General features: G+C 71.9%; 14 protein-coding genes and 1 pseudogene. 6 read left to right on the forward strand and 9 right to left on the reverse strand.

Annotated elements, in window-relative coordinates:
* Positions 1–147: 147 nt before the first annotated feature.
* Positions 148–846, forward strand: coding sequence for a glycoside hydrolase family 75 protein (locus ACIBBH_RS10585; RefSeq protein ID WP_399403858.1), 699 nt, complete (start codon positions 148–150; stop codon positions 844–846).
* Between the two features lie 62 nt (positions 847–908).
* Here ACIBBH_RS10585 and ACIBBH_RS10590 read toward each other — a convergent pair whose 3' ends face one another.
* Both ACIBBH_RS10590 and ACIBBH_RS10595 read right to left on the reverse strand, forming a co-directional pair.
* Positions 909–1,610 (reverse strand): SDR family oxidoreductase, encoded by a 702-nt coding sequence (locus ACIBBH_RS10590; protein ID WP_399403859.1) that lies wholly within the window; start codon positions 1,608–1,610, stop codon positions 909–911.
* A gap of 82 nt (positions 1,611–1,692) precedes the next feature.
* Entirely contained in the window at positions 1,693–2,055 is a 363-nt protein-coding gene (locus ACIBBH_RS10595) for a hypothetical protein (RefSeq protein WP_399403860.1), read from the reverse strand.
* Between the two features lie 22 nt (positions 2,056–2,077).
* On the opposite strand from ACIBBH_RS10595, the gene ACIBBH_RS10600 reads away from it, so the two are divergent.
* Positions 2,078–2,635, forward strand: a complete 558-nt coding sequence (locus tag ACIBBH_RS10600) for a hypothetical protein (protein ID WP_399403861.1) — start codon at positions 2,078–2,080, stop codon at positions 2,633–2,635.
* A 176-nt stretch (positions 2,636–2,811) separates the two neighbouring features.
* Here ACIBBH_RS10600 and ACIBBH_RS10605 read toward each other — a convergent pair whose 3' ends face one another.
* Complete coding sequence (locus tag ACIBBH_RS10605; protein WP_399403862.1) at positions 2,812–3,690, reverse strand: class I SAM-dependent methyltransferase; 879 nt, start codon at positions 3,688–3,690, stop codon at positions 2,812–2,814.
* An 87-nt stretch (positions 3,691–3,777) separates the two neighbouring features.
* On the opposite strand from ACIBBH_RS10605, the gene ACIBBH_RS10610 reads away from it, so the two are divergent.
* Positions 3,778–4,584 (forward strand): phytanoyl-CoA dioxygenase family protein, encoded by an 807-nt coding sequence (locus ACIBBH_RS10610; RefSeq protein ID WP_399403863.1) that lies wholly within the window; start codon positions 3,778–3,780, stop codon positions 4,582–4,584.
* Between the two features lie 86 nt (positions 4,585–4,670).
* Positions 4,671–4,988, forward strand: a pseudogene (locus ACIBBH_RS10615) (cellulose binding domain-containing protein); the annotation flags it as partial.
* Positions 4,989–5,064: 76 nt separating this feature from the next.
* Here the strand turns inward: ACIBBH_RS10615 and ACIBBH_RS10620 are convergent.
* The 3 genes from ACIBBH_RS10620 to ACIBBH_RS10630 all read right to left on the reverse strand — a co-directional run bounded on the left by ACIBBH_RS10620 (position 5,065) and on the right by ACIBBH_RS10630 (position 7,330).
* Positions 5,065–5,814: a class I SAM-dependent methyltransferase gene (locus ACIBBH_RS10620; protein ID WP_399403864.1), complete on the reverse strand. Its 750-nt coding sequence runs from the start codon at positions 5,812–5,814 to the stop codon at positions 5,065–5,067.
* A 5-nt stretch (positions 5,815–5,819) separates the two neighbouring features.
* A complete protein-coding gene (locus tag ACIBBH_RS10625; protein ID WP_399403865.1) occupies positions 5,820–6,125 on the reverse strand; it encodes a 4a-hydroxytetrahydrobiopterin dehydratase in 306 nt (101 codons plus the stop codon).
* Between the two features lie 101 nt (positions 6,126–6,226).
* A complete protein-coding gene (locus tag ACIBBH_RS10630; protein ID WP_399403866.1) occupies positions 6,227–7,330 on the reverse strand; it encodes an ADP-ribosylglycohydrolase family protein in 1,104 nt (367 codons plus the stop codon).
* Between the two features lie 29 nt (positions 7,331–7,359).
* Here ACIBBH_RS10630 and ACIBBH_RS10635 point away from each other — a divergent pair, with 29 nt between their 5' ends.
* Complete coding sequence (locus ACIBBH_RS10635; RefSeq protein ID WP_399403867.1) at positions 7,360–8,226, forward strand: helix-turn-helix domain-containing protein; 867 nt, start codon at positions 7,360–7,362, stop codon at positions 8,224–8,226.
* 97 nt (positions 8,227–8,323) lie between these two features.
* Positions 8,324–9,187, forward strand: a complete 864-nt coding sequence (locus tag ACIBBH_RS10640; protein WP_399403868.1) for a helix-turn-helix domain-containing protein — start codon at positions 8,324–8,326, stop codon at positions 9,185–9,187.
* Positions 9,188–9,343: 156 nt separating this feature from the next.
* Here ACIBBH_RS10640 and dnaK read toward each other — a convergent pair whose 3' ends face one another.
* The 3 genes from dnaK to ACIBBH_RS10655 all read right to left on the reverse strand — a co-directional run bounded on the left by dnaK (position 9,344) and on the right by ACIBBH_RS10655 (position 14,085).
* Positions 9,344–11,245: a molecular chaperone DnaK gene (gene dnaK, locus ACIBBH_RS10645; RefSeq protein ID WP_399403869.1), complete on the reverse strand. Its 1,902-nt coding sequence runs from the start codon at positions 11,243–11,245 to the stop codon at positions 9,344–9,346.
* A gap of 169 nt (positions 11,246–11,414) precedes the next feature.
* Positions 11,415–11,840 carry an OsmC family protein gene (locus ACIBBH_RS10650; RefSeq protein WP_132850135.1) on the reverse strand — a complete coding sequence of 142 codons (426 nt, stop codon included), beginning with the start codon at positions 11,838–11,840 and terminating at the stop codon, positions 11,415–11,417.
* A 115-nt stretch (positions 11,841–11,955) separates the two neighbouring features.
* Entirely contained in the window at positions 11,956–14,085 is a 2,130-nt protein-coding gene (locus ACIBBH_RS10655) for a phage holin family protein (RefSeq protein ID WP_399403870.1), read from the reverse strand.
* Positions 14,086–14,126: the final 41 nt, after the last annotated feature.

The following is a 14,126-nucleotide window of genomic DNA, read 5'->3' on the forward strand; positions in this document are numbered from 1 at the left end:
GGACAATGCCAGTCTTCTCCCGGCCGCACCGGGCCGCAATCAGGGCGCCACGTCCGACTTCCCATCCCGGGGCTTGACGGGGACATGCAGGCGGGTCCACCTTGTACGGACTTGGTAAGGAAACTTTCCTAACAGAAGGGTCCCACAGTGCGTCTTCGAACACTGACCCTCGCCGCGGCCTCCGGAGCCGCCCTGCTGGCCGCCGGAGTGCTCCCCGCGAACGCCTCCGGCGCCCCCACCACCCCGAGGTCCGCCCAGGAGGGCTCGGTCAGCGCGGCCGACCTGCTCGCCAAGGTGACGTTCTGTTCGCAGATCTCCAACGGCAAGTACAAGACCGATGACGAGACCTCGGCCACGATTCCCGTGTGCGGCAAGAACGGGGCGGTGTTCTGGAAGGCCGACATGGACATCGACTGCGACGGCCAGCGCACCACCAACTGCAACGAGAACCGCGACCCCTGGTACCAGGACGACACCGCGTTCCACCAGTCCGACGGCAAGCCGCTCAAGGCCGAGACCCTGCCGTACGTCGTCGTGCCCAGCTCCAGCAGCATCTGGAACTACTCCAGCGCCGGTATCAAGGGCGGCGGCGTGGTCGCCGTCATCTACAACAACAAGGTCGAGTACGCGGTCGTCGGCGACACCGGCCCCACGAAGATCATCGGCGAGGCCTCGTACGCCACCGCCAAGGCCCTGGGCATCGACCCCGACCCGGAGACCGGCGGCACCGACTCCGGGGTGACGTACATCCTGTTCAAGAACTCCAAGGTCTCCCCCATCGAGAGCCACAGCGCGGCGGTGACTCTCGGGGATCGGCTGGCGAAGGAGTTCCTCGCGAACAACTGAGCCCGGGAGGGAGGCGGGCCCGGTGCCGCGGCCAGGGCGCGGCACCGGGCCTCTGCCGGACGTCAGTTGGGCTGCCCGATCGGCCGCACGACCACGGTGTTGACGTCGACGCCGGCCGGCTGCCGGATCGCCCAGACCACGGAGTCGGCGATCTGGTCGGCGGTGAGGAGGTGGCCCGGCGGCAGGCTGCCGTAGCCGTCCCAGAATGGCGTCTCCACCCGGCCGGGAGCAATCAGGGTGACACCGACACCGAACTCCGTGACCTGGCGGCGGGTGTTCTCGGCGAGCCCGGTCACCGCCCACTTGGTCGCCCCGTAGATGTTGCCGGGCGTGTGCACGAACCCGGCGACGCTGCCGACGAGGACGATCCGGCCGCGGGTCTCCTTCAGCGCGTCGATGGAGGCGCGGATGAGCAGGGCGGGGCCGAGGACGTTGGTGAGCACCATGTCGGTCCAGCCGGCCGGGTCGCCGTCGGCAACGGAGTCGTGGGTGGCGTGGCCGGCGTTGGCGACGACTGTATCCAATCGTCCATACGATGTGAGTGTACGGTCGACCGCCGACTGTATGTCTTCGTACACGGCCGCGTTGCCGGTGAACGTCAGCAGGCCCTCCGGGTTGCCGAGGCTCTCGGCGAACTCCTTCAGCCTCCGCTCGCCGCGCCCGGTGACGGCGACCCGGTGTCCGGCGGCCAGCAGTTGCCGGGCGACGGCGGCGCCGATGCCGCTGCCGCCGCCGGTGATGAGCGCGACCGGAGAGTCGGTCATGGTTACCCCCTGTGTGTCGGATGAACGCCGAGGAGTCCATCACGTGGAGCGCTCTCGAAGTCAAGCGGCGTCAAGCGGGACGTCACCTTCCTGAGCAGGTGCGGCGGTACGGCACCGACGGGAGATAGCGGTGCCATTCCGCCTCGGTCAGGCCGGCCCGGGCCCGTGCGCACACCGTGGCCGCGGCCCGGCGTGGCTTCAACGGGCTTGTGCGGTCGGCGAGATGAGGAGTTGCCAGGTACAAATCGCTTCCGCTCGCGGGGAGACCGAGAGCGAGTACCGGCCCGTCCCCCACCGGCAGCCTGGCCGCCGGCAGGCGGGGCGACGCCGTCTCCCACACCTCGACGAACCCGTCGGGGGCCCCGGCCGCGAGCAGCGAACCATCGGCGGAGAAGGCCAAGGCCGTCCGCTGCGTCGTGGCGCCGACGGCCCGCAGCACGGCCACCCGGCGCCAGGTGCGCGCGTCCGTGGACCGCTACGTCCTCTACGGCCAGGCGGGCACCGCCCTGCTGGTCGGTGCCGCCCTGGACCGGCTCGCCCGGGCCGGCGGCCGGGCCCGGGCCGGTGCGGTGCTCGCCGCCGGCGCCGCCGTCCTCGCGCTGCTGCCGGTCACCCTGTACCTGCGCACCCCGCAGAGCCGGATCGACGACGTCACCGCGGTCGCCGCGGCCGTGCGTACCGCGGGTGAGCGTGCCGACGGGATCCTGTACATGCCCTCGCGGCGCCGTGTGTGGTCGGCGGTCGACCCCGGGGCCGTCCACGGGCTGCGCGACCTCGCCCTGGACCGAGCTCCGGCGGACTCCCGCACCCTGTACGGCACCGAGGCCCGCCCGGACGTCATCCGCGCGCGCGTCCTCGCGGCCCGGCGGGTCGTCGTCCTGCGGGACCCGGCGGGGCAGCCGCTGGACGACACCGGGCAGGAGCGGATGAAGTTGCGGGTGCTCGCCGAACGCTTCGAGGAGTGCGGGACGCGGACGGTGCGGGGGGCGCGGGTGAGTGTGTACGCGCGGCCCGGGTGGTGTTGAGCGGGTGCGGCGGGCCGTGGGCCGGGGCGCGTATGCCATGTCCGCGTATGAAATGTGCTCGACCGAGGCCGCCGCGGGGTGCAACGACCGCACGTCAGGACGACCGCACACCGCATACACCGCGACATCTGCCCGGACACAGTATCCAGTGCTGTATGCGATCGCCGTGCGATCGGCTACACGGCCCGTACAGCCGTATGCACCGTGTACGCCGCCAGTACGAACACATCCGGCCGCCGGTGCACGCTCGCCGGGTCCGCCGGGTCGAGGAGGCGGTCCAGCGTCGCGCGGTCGTCGGCGTCGAGGTCGTCGGCGGCCGCGTCGCGGAGGCGGGAGAGGGACGCGGCGACGTAGGCGCGGGTCCGGTCGGAGGCCGGTGCGGGCAGGTCGAGCAGGAAGCTGCGGGTGCGGGTGTGCTTCAGGCCCGCGGCGGTCAGCAGGGCCGGCCAGTCCTCGGTCTCGGCGACGGAATCGGGCAGGTCGGCGCGCATGCGCGTGAACCATTCCTCCTCCACGACGTCGAGGCGCGCCTGCAGTCCCGGCCGCCCGATGCCGATGTCCCGGGGCAGGTAGCGGGAGGGCAGGCCGCCTTCGAGCAGGGCCAGGGTGCCACCGGGGGCCACCCGGTCCGCGAACGCGGTGAGGGCGGCCCGCTGGTCGCCGAGGTGGTGCAGGCTGCGGCTCGCCCACAGCAGGTCGGCGGGGTAGTCCAACTCGCCCAGGACACCGGGGAGTTCTCCGGCGAGGCTGGCGAAGCGGTCGGCGACGCCCTGCCGGGCGGCGCGGGTGCGGGCGCGTTCCAGGAGCGGCTCGGTGGCGTCCACCGCGAGGACCCGTGCGCCCGGGAACGTCTCGGCGAACAGGCACGACACGACGCCGGGACCGCTGCCGGCGTCGACGATCAGGCCTGGTTCGGTCACCTCTTGAGCCAGCCAGGCCATGGCCCGCTCGTAGAGGGGGGTGAACAGTTCCGCCTGGGTCTCCAGCAGCTGGGCCATCTCGGCCCAGTCGATGTCGGTGTTCTCACGGCCGTGATCGTGGTGGTGGTGCGCCATGGTGGTCAGCCTCTCGTCCGGATGAGGCCAGCCTGCGCCGACGCACCGCCCCCGGGCCAGTGATGTTGCCGCGGCGGCAAAAACGGGATGCGGCGCGGGCGGCGGATCGCCGACGATGGCCCGGTGGACGACGAACTGGTGGAGCGCTTCCTCGAGGACGGGTTCGTGAAGATCGAGGGCGCCTTTCCCCCGCGTGTCGCGGAGGACTGCACGCGACTGCTGTGGAAGGAGACGGGGTACGACCCGGACGATCCCGGCACCTGGAAGGACCCGGTGGTCTGGGTGGGCGGCATGGCGCAGGGTCCGTTCGCGGCCGCTGCCAACTCGCCCGCTCTGCATCAGGCGTTCGACCTGCTCGTGGGGGAAGGCCGCTGGCGGCCGCGCTATTCCCTGGGCAGTTTTCCGCTGCGGTTCCCGCATGACGAGGAGCCGGAGGACGCTGGCTGGCACATCGAGGGCAGCTACCTACCCGAGGGGGCGACCTGGCACTTCGCCAATGTGCGCTCGCGGGACCGGGCGCTGCTGATGCTGTTCCTGTTCAGTGAGGTGACCGAGGAGGACGCTCCGACCCGTATCCGCGTCGGCTCGCACCTCGACGTGCCGCCGCTGCTGGAGCCGTACGGCGAGGACGGCGTGTCCGGTCTCGAGATCGCCCCGCGGCTGGTCGAGGCATCGGCGCACCGACCGCTCGCGTACGCCACGGGTCGTCCCGGCGACGTCTACCTCTGCCATCCGTTCCTGGTGCACGCCGCCCAGCCGCACCATGGGACGCGTCCCCGTTTCATGGCGCAGCCGCCGCTGGATCCGGCCGTGCCGTACGAGCTCGACCGGCTGGACGGGGACTACTCGGCGGTGGAGTTCGCGATCCGCCGGGGCCTGGCCCGTGCGGGCTGACCCCGGCGGATCTCCGGTGGGGCCTGTGAGCGGATCACCGGGTCAGGACAGCGGCGGGTAGGCGTTCTGCATCAGCTGCTGGAACCGGAACGGCTACTTGTACATCGCATACAGCGACAGGGGCGGTCCGTACGACGGCGGTCACGAACCAGTGGTCGGGCGGCTTCCAGGCCGACGTCCGGTTGACCAACAGTGGCTCAACCGGCTTGAACGGCTGGTCGCTTGGCTGGTCCTTCGCCGACGGGCAGAAGGTCACGCAGGTGTGGAACGCCGACTATTACACCCAGTCGGGTGCGGCGGTGACCGCGAGGAACGTGAACTGGAACGGCACGGTGGCGGCGGGTTCGTCGGTGGGCTTCGGCTTCACCGGGAGCTGGTCGGGTGCCAACACGAAACCGACGTCGTGCGTTCGCGCCCCAGCCGGGGGTCGGGTGCGGTTCGTGGGGTCCGAGACCTGGGTGGCCAACCGGGCCACCCAGTTCACCCGGCCGGCGGCTTGCGGAACGACCGCAGACTGAAACGGGGGTCGGGGCGCGGCCGGTCCTGGTCCGGGAGGGCCGCCAGCCGCTCGGCGAACCGTTCGGTCAGCGGGTCGCCGGGCGGCAGTACGGTGAACCAGCCGCGCCGCAGGTCGGCGATGGTGCTGCGAGGACTGCGGCCCTGTCCACGGCCGACGAACGATGCCCGTCCGGCGGGGCTCAGGCCGTGGCGTGCGGCGTGCGCCGCGACCGCGTCGGCGGCGTCCCGGGCGGGGCGGCGGGGGCGCGGGGCGAGCACGGCGTCGATGTCGCTGCCGACGTCGTGGGCGGCGGCCTTGTCGACGGTGGTGACGTAGACGCCGCCCGGCCTGAGGACACGGGCGCACTCGGCGACGACACGGTCGGCGTCGGCGGAGTCGTCGACCAGGTGCAGCAGCCACACGCTCGTCACTGCGTCGAACGTGTGGCCGGGGAACGGCAGTCGGCGGCTGTCGGCCCGGACGACCGAACCGGGCAGCCGGGCAGCGGCCATCCGGGTCATGCCCCGGGCCAGGTCCACGCCGGCGACCCGCGTGCCGGGCCGGGCCGCGGCCAGCCGCCTGGTGACGAGGCCCGTGCCGCAGGCGACGTCGAGCAGGCGACGGGCACCATCGGGTATCAGGCCGAGGACGGCGGCGGCGGCCGCCGCGGCACGGGCCTCGCCGCCGCGCGTCGCGTCGTAGGCGTCGGCTTCCTTCTCGTAGTCGAGCACCTCACTCAGTGTGCCCCGTGACCTGCGGCGAGATCCTCCACCCGGCGGGCGAGCTCGAAGTCCTTCTCGGTGACGACGCTGCCGGCGCTGTGGGTGTTCACGGTGAGGGAGACCGTGTTGTAGCCGAGGGTGAGGTCGGAGTGGTGGTCGAGTTCCTCCTGGACCTGGGCGATGTGCACGACCATCGCCGTCGCCGCGAAGTGTGAGCCGAGCCGGTAGGAGCGGGCGATGCGGTCGCCGTCGAGGGACCAGCCGGGCAGCTCCGCCAGCCGGTCCTCGATCTCCTTCTGCGACAGCGGTTCGACGGCCATGCCTCGCTCCCTTCCTGGGTGGGGGGTACCTGTTCAGCCTGCCACAGGCAGGCTGCCGGGGCGCTGGTCGGGAAGTGACCGCCGTGACGGGAGCGCCGAAGTCAGCCCCGCACGCACTCCGCCGCCAGATCGTCCGCCAGCGCCCCGATCCGCGCCCGTCCCTCCACCTGCTCCAGCCATGTATGCGGCAGCCCGTGGTCGCCGTGGCGGGCGCCGAGGATGTTGCCGCAGATGGAGCCGGTGGAGTCGCTGTCGCCCGAGTGGTTGACGGCGAGCAGCAGGGCGTCCTCGACACGGTGTGTGGCGAGGGCGCTGTAGACGCCGATGGCGAGGGCTTCCTCGGCGATCCAGCCGGCGCCGAGTTTCTCCAGCATCTCGGGGGTGCCCTGGCCGTCGGCGGCCAGGTCGAGGGCCTGGGTCAGGGCGGCGGTGGTCTCCTCGTGGCCGGGGTGGCGGGCCAGCAGGCGCAGGGTGCGCAGGACGGCGCCTTCGACGGAGTCCCCGGCCACGATGTGGGAGACGATCGCGGCGAGCGCACCGGCCGCGTAGTAGCCGGTGGGGTGGCCGTGGGTCATCTGGGCACAGCGGGCGGCGAGGCCGAAGGCGCTGTCGGCGTCGACGCGGGCGAGCCCGAAGGGCGCCGAGCGCATGACGGCGCCGCAGCCCTTGGAGTCGGGGTTGACGGGACCCGGCGGGCCGAGTTCGGACCAGGGCTCGGGCAGGAAGTCCTGGGCGAGTCCGGACAGGCAGGCGTTGCCGGGGGCGCGGCGCGCGTACAGCCAGGGTTCGTTGATCAGACCGCCGCGCGGACCGTCGTACGAGCCGCCCGTGGCCTGGGTCAGTTCGCCGACCTCGGGGCCCGGCCGCAACTGCGTCTCGAGCCAGCGTTGGTAGGCCCGGCGCAGCAGGCGGGGCCACCCGTCACCGATGCCCTTTAGCCGCTCGCGTTCGACGGCCTGCCGGATGCCCTCGACGGTGAAGAGGGTCATCTGGGTGTCGTCGCTGATGCGGCCGGTGACGCCGGCGGCGTCGGGGATGGGCCCGGTCACACCGCGCGGGCCGTGGGCGGCGCGGATGGCGCCGAGGGAGCTGAACTCGACGGGGTAGCCGAGGGCGTCGCCGAGTGCTCCGCCGAGCAGGCAGCCGCGGACTCTGGCCCGGTACACCGCCGTGGCCTCCCAGGACAGCTGCCGCGACTCGTTCATGCGCACACTCCTCGACTACGGTCGTACGTATGACCATTGTGTCCTCTGGTCCCGCCACGGCGGCCGGGGCCCCTGCCGTGTCCGCCGCCCGGACTGCCGCCGCGGCCTCCTCCGACAAGGGTGTCGGCCCGCTGCTGCGCGCCTGGCGGGAGCGGCGGCGGATCAGTCAGCTGGAGCTGGCGCTGCGTGCCGACTCCTCCGCCCGGCACATCAGTTTCATCGAGACGGGCCGGTCGCGGCCGAGCGAGGAGATGGTGCTGCGGCTGGCCGAGCACCTGGAGGTGCCGGTGCGGGAGCGCAACGCGCTGCTGCTGGCGGCCGGTTACGCCCCGCACTACCCCGAAACCCCGTTGGACGACCCGGCGTTGGACGCGCTGCGCGACGGCATGGAGCGGCTGATCCAGGGCTACGAGCCGTATCCGGCGCTGGTGGTCGACGCCACGTACACGGTCGTCGCCGCGAACCGGGGTATCGCGATGCTGCTGGAGGGCGTGCCGGAGTCGCTCATGGCCCCCGCGCCGAACGCGATGCGGCTGACGCTGCACCCGGAGGGACTGGCGCCGCGCATCCGCAACCTGCGGGAGTGGCGCGGGCATCTGCTGGCGCAGATGGAGCGGCAGATCGCGCTGCACCGCTCGGACGCGCTGCGCGCCCTTTACGAGGAGGTGGCCGCTTATCCGGTCCCGCAGGAGGCACCGGAGGAGGAACCGGCGGGGCCGGTCGCGTACTTCGCGCTGCCGATGCGGATCGAGCACGAGGGCCGGACCCTGTCGTTCGTGTCCTCGATCTCCACCTTCAACACCCCGATCGACGTGACGGTCGCCGAGCTGGCGATCGAGACGTTCCTGCCGGCGGATCCGGCGACGGCCAAGTACCTGCACTCACTGGTGGGCTGACCGGACGGGTGACACCCGCGTCATCTCGCCCAGCTGTGCGAGACGGTCTCGCGTGTCACACTGCTCGCGTACTTCGGCGCGTAGGGGAGGGCGTGGCGTGAGTGAGCGGCGGCCTGCGCCCACTGTGGGCCAGGTGGTGCTCGGCAAGCGGCTGCAGGAGCTGCGGGAGGCGGCCGGGCTGGGACGTGACGAGGCCGCCCGGGTGCTGCGGGTGGCGCCCGCGACCGTGCGGCGGATGGAGATGGCCGAGGTCTCGTTGAAGATCCCCTACGTGCAGGTGCTGCTGGCGACGTACGGGGTGCCCGAGGAGGAGGCGGCCGCGTTCGTGGCGCTGGCCGAGGAGGCCAACGAGCCGGGCTGGTGGCAGCGGTTCCACGACGTGCTGCCGGACTGGTTCAGTCTGTACGTGAGCCTGGAGGGCGCCGCCCGGCTCATCCGCTCCTACGAGCCGCACTTCGTGCCCGGTCTGCTGCAGACGGAGGAGTACGCGCGGGCGGTGATGGAGGCGGGGACGATCGGGCAGACGGGTCCGGAGACGATCGAGCGCCATGTGTCCCTGCGGATGGCCCGGCAGCGGCTGCTGGAGCGGAAGGATCCGCCGCACCTGTGGGTGATCATGGATGAGACGGCGCTGCGGCGGCCGGTGAGCACGCGCCCCGAGGTGATGTGCGGCCAGTTGGACAGGCTGCTGGAGTACGCGGAGCGGGACCGGGTCACGCTGCAGCTGGCGGAGTTCGCCCGGGGCCCGCATCCGGGGACGTACGCGCCGTTCACGCTGTTCCGGTTCGCCGAGCCGGAGCTGCCGGACATGGTGTTCACCGAGTATCTGACCGGTGCGCTGTACCTGGACTCCCGGCGGGAGGTGTCGGCGCATCTGGAGGTGCTGGACCATATGACGGCGCGGGCGGCGTCGGCTCAGCGCACGCGGAAGGTGTTGCTGGAGTACCGCGAGAGTCTGTGACATGCGGTATGCACAGCGCCGCCGATCGTATACACCGTCCGCATACACAAGCGCATACACATGCGCGTAGACGTCGGCGCAGTCATCCGCATACACATCCGTATGCGGAATCCGTATGCAATCCACCGTATGCAATCGTCGCCCGCCGCCGGCTTCCTAAGCCGCCCCTCCCTTCGTATCCCGCTCATCGTCGACGATCTCCGCGTCCACCACGCCCTCGTCGGAGGAGTCGGACGCCCCGCGTTCGTGTTCCCCGGCCGAGCCGCCGCCGGCGGCGGTGTCCTGGGACTGGCCCCCGTCCTGGGCCTGAGCCCGGGCGTACATCGCCTGCCCCATTCTCTGGCTGACGGAGGCGAGTTTCTCCACGCCCGTGCGCAGGGCCGCCGTGTCGGCGTTCTGCTCCAGCAGGGTCTTCAGTTCCGCGGCGGCCGTCTCGACCTCGGTCCTGGTGTCGGCCGGCACCCGCTCCTTGTTCTCGCGGAGGAACTTCTCGGTCTGGTAGACGAGTTGTTCGGCCTGGTTGCGGGTCTCGGCTCCCTCGCGGCGTTTGCGGTCCTCCTCGGCGTACTGTTCGGCCTCCCGCATCATGCGGTCGATGTCCTCCTTGGGCAGGGCCGAGCCGCCGGTGACGGTCATCTTCTGTTCGCGGCCGGTGGCGAGGTCCTTCGCGGAGACGTGCATGATGCCGTTGGCGTCGATGTCGAAGGCGACCTCGATCTGCGGGACGCCGCGCGGGGCGGGCGGGAGCCCCGTGAGGTCGAAGACGCCCAGCTTCTTGTTGTAGGCGGCGATCTCGCGTTCGCCCTGGTAGACCTGGATGCCGACCGAGGGCTGGTTGTCGGTGGCCGTGGTGAAGATCTCCGAACGGCGGGTGGGGATCGTGGTGTTGCGTTCGATCAGCTTGGTCATGATGCCGCCCTTGGTCTCGATGCCCAGGGACAGCGGGGTGACGTCGAGGAGAAGGACGTCCTTGACGTCGCCGCGGATGACGCCCGCCTGGAGGGCGGCGCCGACCGCGACGACCTCGTCCGGGTTGACGCCCTTGTGCGGGTCCTTGCCGGTGAGTTCCTTCACGAGGTCGGTGACGGCGGGCATGCGGGTGGAGCCGCCGACGAGGATGACGTGGTCGATCGCGGAGAGCTGGATGCCGGCGTCCCTGACCGCCTGGTGGAAAGGGGTCCTGCAGCGGTCCAGCAGGGCGGCGGTGAGCTCCTGGAACTGAGCCCGCGTCAGCTTCTCCTCCAGGTGCAGCGGACCCTCGGCGGAGGCGGTGATGTAGGGCAGGTTGATGCTGGTCTCGGTCGAGGAGGACAGTTCGATCTTGGCTTTCTCGGCGGCCTCGCGCAGTCGCTGTACGGCCATCTTGTCGCCGGTGAGGTCGATGCCGTACTGCCCCTTGAAGCGCTGGGCGAGGTGGTCGACGATCCGCTGGTCCCAGTCGTCGCCGCCGAGGTGGGTGTCGCCGTTGGTGGCCTTCACCTCGATGACGCCGTCGCCGATCTCCAGGAGAGAGACGTCGAAGGTGCCGCCGCCGAGGTCGAAGACGAGGACGGTCTGCTCCTCGCCGCGGTCGAGGCCGTAGGCGAGGGCGGCGGCCGTCGGCTCGTTGATGATCCTGAGGACCTTCAGGCCCGCGATCTCGCCGGCCTCCTTGGTGGCCTGCCGCTGGGCGTCGTCGAAGTACGCCGGTACGGTGATCACCGCGTCGGTGACGTCCTCGCCGAGGTAGGCCTCCGCGTCCCGCTTCAGCTTCTGCAGCACCCGCGCCGACAGTTCCTGGGCGCGGTAGCGGGTGCCGTCGACGGAGCCCTGTTCGGGGAAGCGCCAGTTCGCGTCCCCCATGTGCCGTTTCACCGAGCGGGCGGTGCGCTCGACGTTGGTGACGGCCTGCCGTTTGGCGACCTCGCCGACCAGCACCTCGCCGTTCTTGGCGAAGGCGACGACCGACGGTGTGGTCCTCGCTCCCTCGGCGTTGGCGACGACGGTGGGCTCGCCGCCTTCCAGAACGGCCACCACCGAGTTCGTCGTCCCGAGATCGATCCCGACCGCGCGTGCCATCTGTCGTCCCCTTCCGTCAGGGCGCCGGCGCCTCCCGCATTCCCAGCACAAAACCTGAGTGGGCCGTTGTCAATGGCGGGTACCCCCGGGACGCCGGACGAGACGGTGCCGCGCCCTCGTGACCGAAGGGCGCGGCACCGGGTAGGTACGACGGTCGGACGTACGAAGGTCAGGCGAGCTTCGCCGACAGGGTGATCGTGGTGCCGGTGAGGGCCTGGCTGACCGGGCAGTTCTTCTTGGCGTCCTCGGCCGCGGCGACGAACGCGTCGTTGTCGAGGCCGGGGACGGTGCCCTCGACGGTCAGGTGGATACCCGTGATGCCCTCACCCGGCTGGAAGGTGACGTCGGCCGAGGTGACGAGCTTGGTGGGCGGGGTGCCGGCGCCGGCCAGGCCGTGCGACAGCGCCATGGAGAAGCAGCTGGAGTGGGCGGCGGCGATCAGCTCCTCGGGGCTGGTCTTGCCGTTGGCCTGCTCGGCGCGCGACGGCCACGACACCGGCTGCTGGCCGATGCCGGAGGAGTCGAAGGTGACGACGCCGTTGCCCTCGAGCAGGTTGCCTTCCCAGACGGTGTGTGCGGTGCGCGTGGTTGCCACGGTGTGTCCTTTCGCGTGTGATCCCGGGTCCGGGTTGCGTCGCTCCCATCCGATCACATTCCGGCCCGCTGTACCCGCAGGACCCGGTCGACCCCGGGTGAACGGCGAGCGGCGCTCAGGCGGCCCTTCCGTCCCGCTCCGCCTCCGTCTCCGTCCCCGCCTCGGTCTCCGCCTCCGCCTCCGCGTCCGTCACCGGCACTTCGGGTCCGTCGGACTCGCGCAGCCAGCGGCGCAGGACGCGGTGCACGTGTTCGGCGCCGGCCAGGTCCTCCCCGTCGTCGACGGGCGGGGACAGGGTGAGGGGGGACAGCAGGAACGGGCGGGCCTGGGCGCCGCCGAGACCGCCGTGGGAGCCGATCTGTTCCTCGAAGGCGAGGACTTCACCGTCGGCCGGGTCGTGGAAGGAGTTGACCATGATGTCGGCGGTGTGCGGGAAGGAGTGGGTGCGGCGGACGGCGTCGGCGGCGCCGGGGCCGAAGACGGCGAGCGGGCCGGGTTCGCCGTCGAGTCGGTCGAGGGGAATCTCGGCTCCGTACGCGCCGAGCACCACACCGTCGTGTTCGGCGCTGCGCACCAGCAGGAAGCCGATGCCGGGGTGGTTGGCGAGGGTGGCGAGCAGGGCGGGGTGGCGGGCGTCGATCTCCTCCTTGGTCATGCGGTGGGAGACGTCCGGGAAGGAGATCAGGCCGAGGTTGCCGGAGGCGAGCACGATCGGTTCCCTGTGGCGGGCGGGGCGGTGCTGTTCGCCGCGTTCCTCGACGGGGCGGCGCAGGGCGGCGCGTACGGCGGCGCGGGCCTCGGCGCCGCTGCGGGTGCGTTCGGCCCTGCGCGGGACGGGCAGTCCGCAGCCGGCGCGGACCAGGTCGGCGAGGGTGAGGCCGTAGCGGGAGCGGAAGGTTTCGCCGGGGCTCTGTCCGTGGTCGGACAGGACGACGATCCGGTAGGGGCGGGGAGCGTGTTCCGCGACCTTCTCGATCAGGCCGAGGGAGCGGTCCAGACGGGCGAGGACCTGCTGTGCGTCCCGGCTGCGCGGTCCCGAGTGGTGGGCGACCTCGTCGTAGGCGACCAGGTCGGCGTAGACGGCGGTGCGTCCGGCGAGCATGTCGCCCATGACGGCGGCGACGACGACGTCCCGTTCGACGACGGTCGCGAAGGCGCGGACGAAGGGGTAGAGGCCGCCGCGCCCCACGCGGGGGCGCTCTTTGCGGATCCGGGCGCGGGTGGACTGGCCGATCTCGCGGGCCACCTCGGCGGTGAAGGACAGGGCTGTGCGGACGGCGTTGGCGGGGTCGGAGAAGTAGGCGAAGTAACCGGCCCGGGAACGGTTCTCACGGCCGCGGCGGCGGGTCGCGATGGACAGGACGAGGGCCTGTTCGTCGGCGCCGCCGCTGAAGAGGTTGCCGCGGCTGGCGCCGTCGGCGGCGAGCAGGCCGCCGTCGCCTGTATGCGATGTCGCGCGGCGCTGCAGTTCGGCGGCACTGGTCGGTCGATTGCATACCATCACCTCGCCCCTGTCCTTCTCGTACCAGCGGAAGGCGGGCACGTCGAAGGTACTCCCGTGCAGGATGCCGAGTTGGCTGGCGCCGGTCTGGCTGGACCAGTCGGTGCGCCAGGGCGTGAGCCGGTGGGTGGGCCGCGCGCCGTCACCGGCGGCGAGCCAGCGCCCGACGGTGGGCATCAGGCCTGCCGTGACGGCGTCGGTGAGCACCTCGTGGCCGACGCCGTCGAGTTGGACGAAGACGGTGCCGGGGGCGGTCGGGCAGGGCGGCTGGGCTCTGCGGCGGCGGTCGGCGAGCCGGTAGAGGCGGCGCCGGTAGGCGTCGTCGTCGCGGACGGCGAGGGCGGCGCCGGTGGCGGAGGCGACGGCGGACATCACGGCGGCCACGATGACGGCGGTCTCGGGGGCGGCCTCGCTGTCGCCGGAGGGGTTGATGCGCAGGGCGAGCAGCAGCAGCGAGCCGTTGAGGAAGAACACCAGCAGGCCGAGGACGAGGGCGGGCACGAGCAGCAGCAGCCGTACGAGGAGGGGCCACACGACGGCCGAGAGGAGGCCGAAGGCGCCGGCGCCGAGGGCTGCGGTGACGGCGATGCGGGTGGCGCTGTCCCCGTCGGCGGACTGCAGTTGGAAGTCGGGCAGGAGACCGGCGAGGACGAGCACGGTGACCGTGGAGACGGCCCACACCGCGACGCTCCGCCCGATCTGACTGGCGATCCGCCGCCACCGCCCGCCACGCACGCCCCGCATCCCTTCGCCGTCCCGGCCCGCGGCCGCCGCGGGCGTTCTCG

The sequence above is a fragment of the Streptomyces sp. NPDC051636 genome, from assembly GCF_044453765.1.
Lineage (GTDB): Bacteria > Actinomycetota > Actinomycetes > Streptomycetales > Streptomycetaceae > Streptomyces.

What these genes read in the sequence shown, in the direction of transcription:
- ACIBBH_RS10590 (WP_399403859.1), bottom strand. Translation starts at nt 1,610, where the DNA reads ATGACCGACTCTCCGGTCGCGCTCATCACCGGCGGCGGCAGCGGCATC.
- ACIBBH_RS10605 (WP_399403862.1), bottom strand. Translation starts at nt 3,690, where the DNA reads ATGGCGCACCACCACCACGATCACGGCCGTGAGAACACCGACATCGAC.
- ACIBBH_RS10610 (WP_399403863.1), top strand. Translation starts at nt 3,778, where the DNA reads ATGCGGCGCGGGCGGCGGATCGCCGACGATGGCCCGGTGGACGACGAA.
- ACIBBH_RS10625 (WP_399403865.1), bottom strand. Translation starts at nt 6,125, where the DNA reads ATGGCCGTCGAACCGCTGTCGCAGAAGGAGATCGAGGACCGGCTGGCG.
- ACIBBH_RS10630 (WP_399403866.1), bottom strand. Translation starts at nt 7,330, where the DNA reads ATGAACGAGTCGCGGCAGCTGTCCTGGGAGGCCACGGCGGTGTACCGG.
- ACIBBH_RS10635 (WP_399403867.1), top strand. Translation starts at nt 7,360, where the DNA reads ATGACCATTGTGTCCTCTGGTCCCGCCACGGCGGCCGGGGCCCCTGCC.
- dnaK (WP_399403869.1), bottom strand. Translation starts at nt 11,245, where the DNA reads ATGGCACGCGCGGTCGGGATCGATCTCGGGACGACGAACTCGGTGGTG.
- ACIBBH_RS10655 (WP_399403870.1), bottom strand. Translation starts at nt 14,085, where the DNA reads ATGCGGGGCGTGCGTGGCGGGCGGTGGCGGCGGATCGCCAGTCAGATC.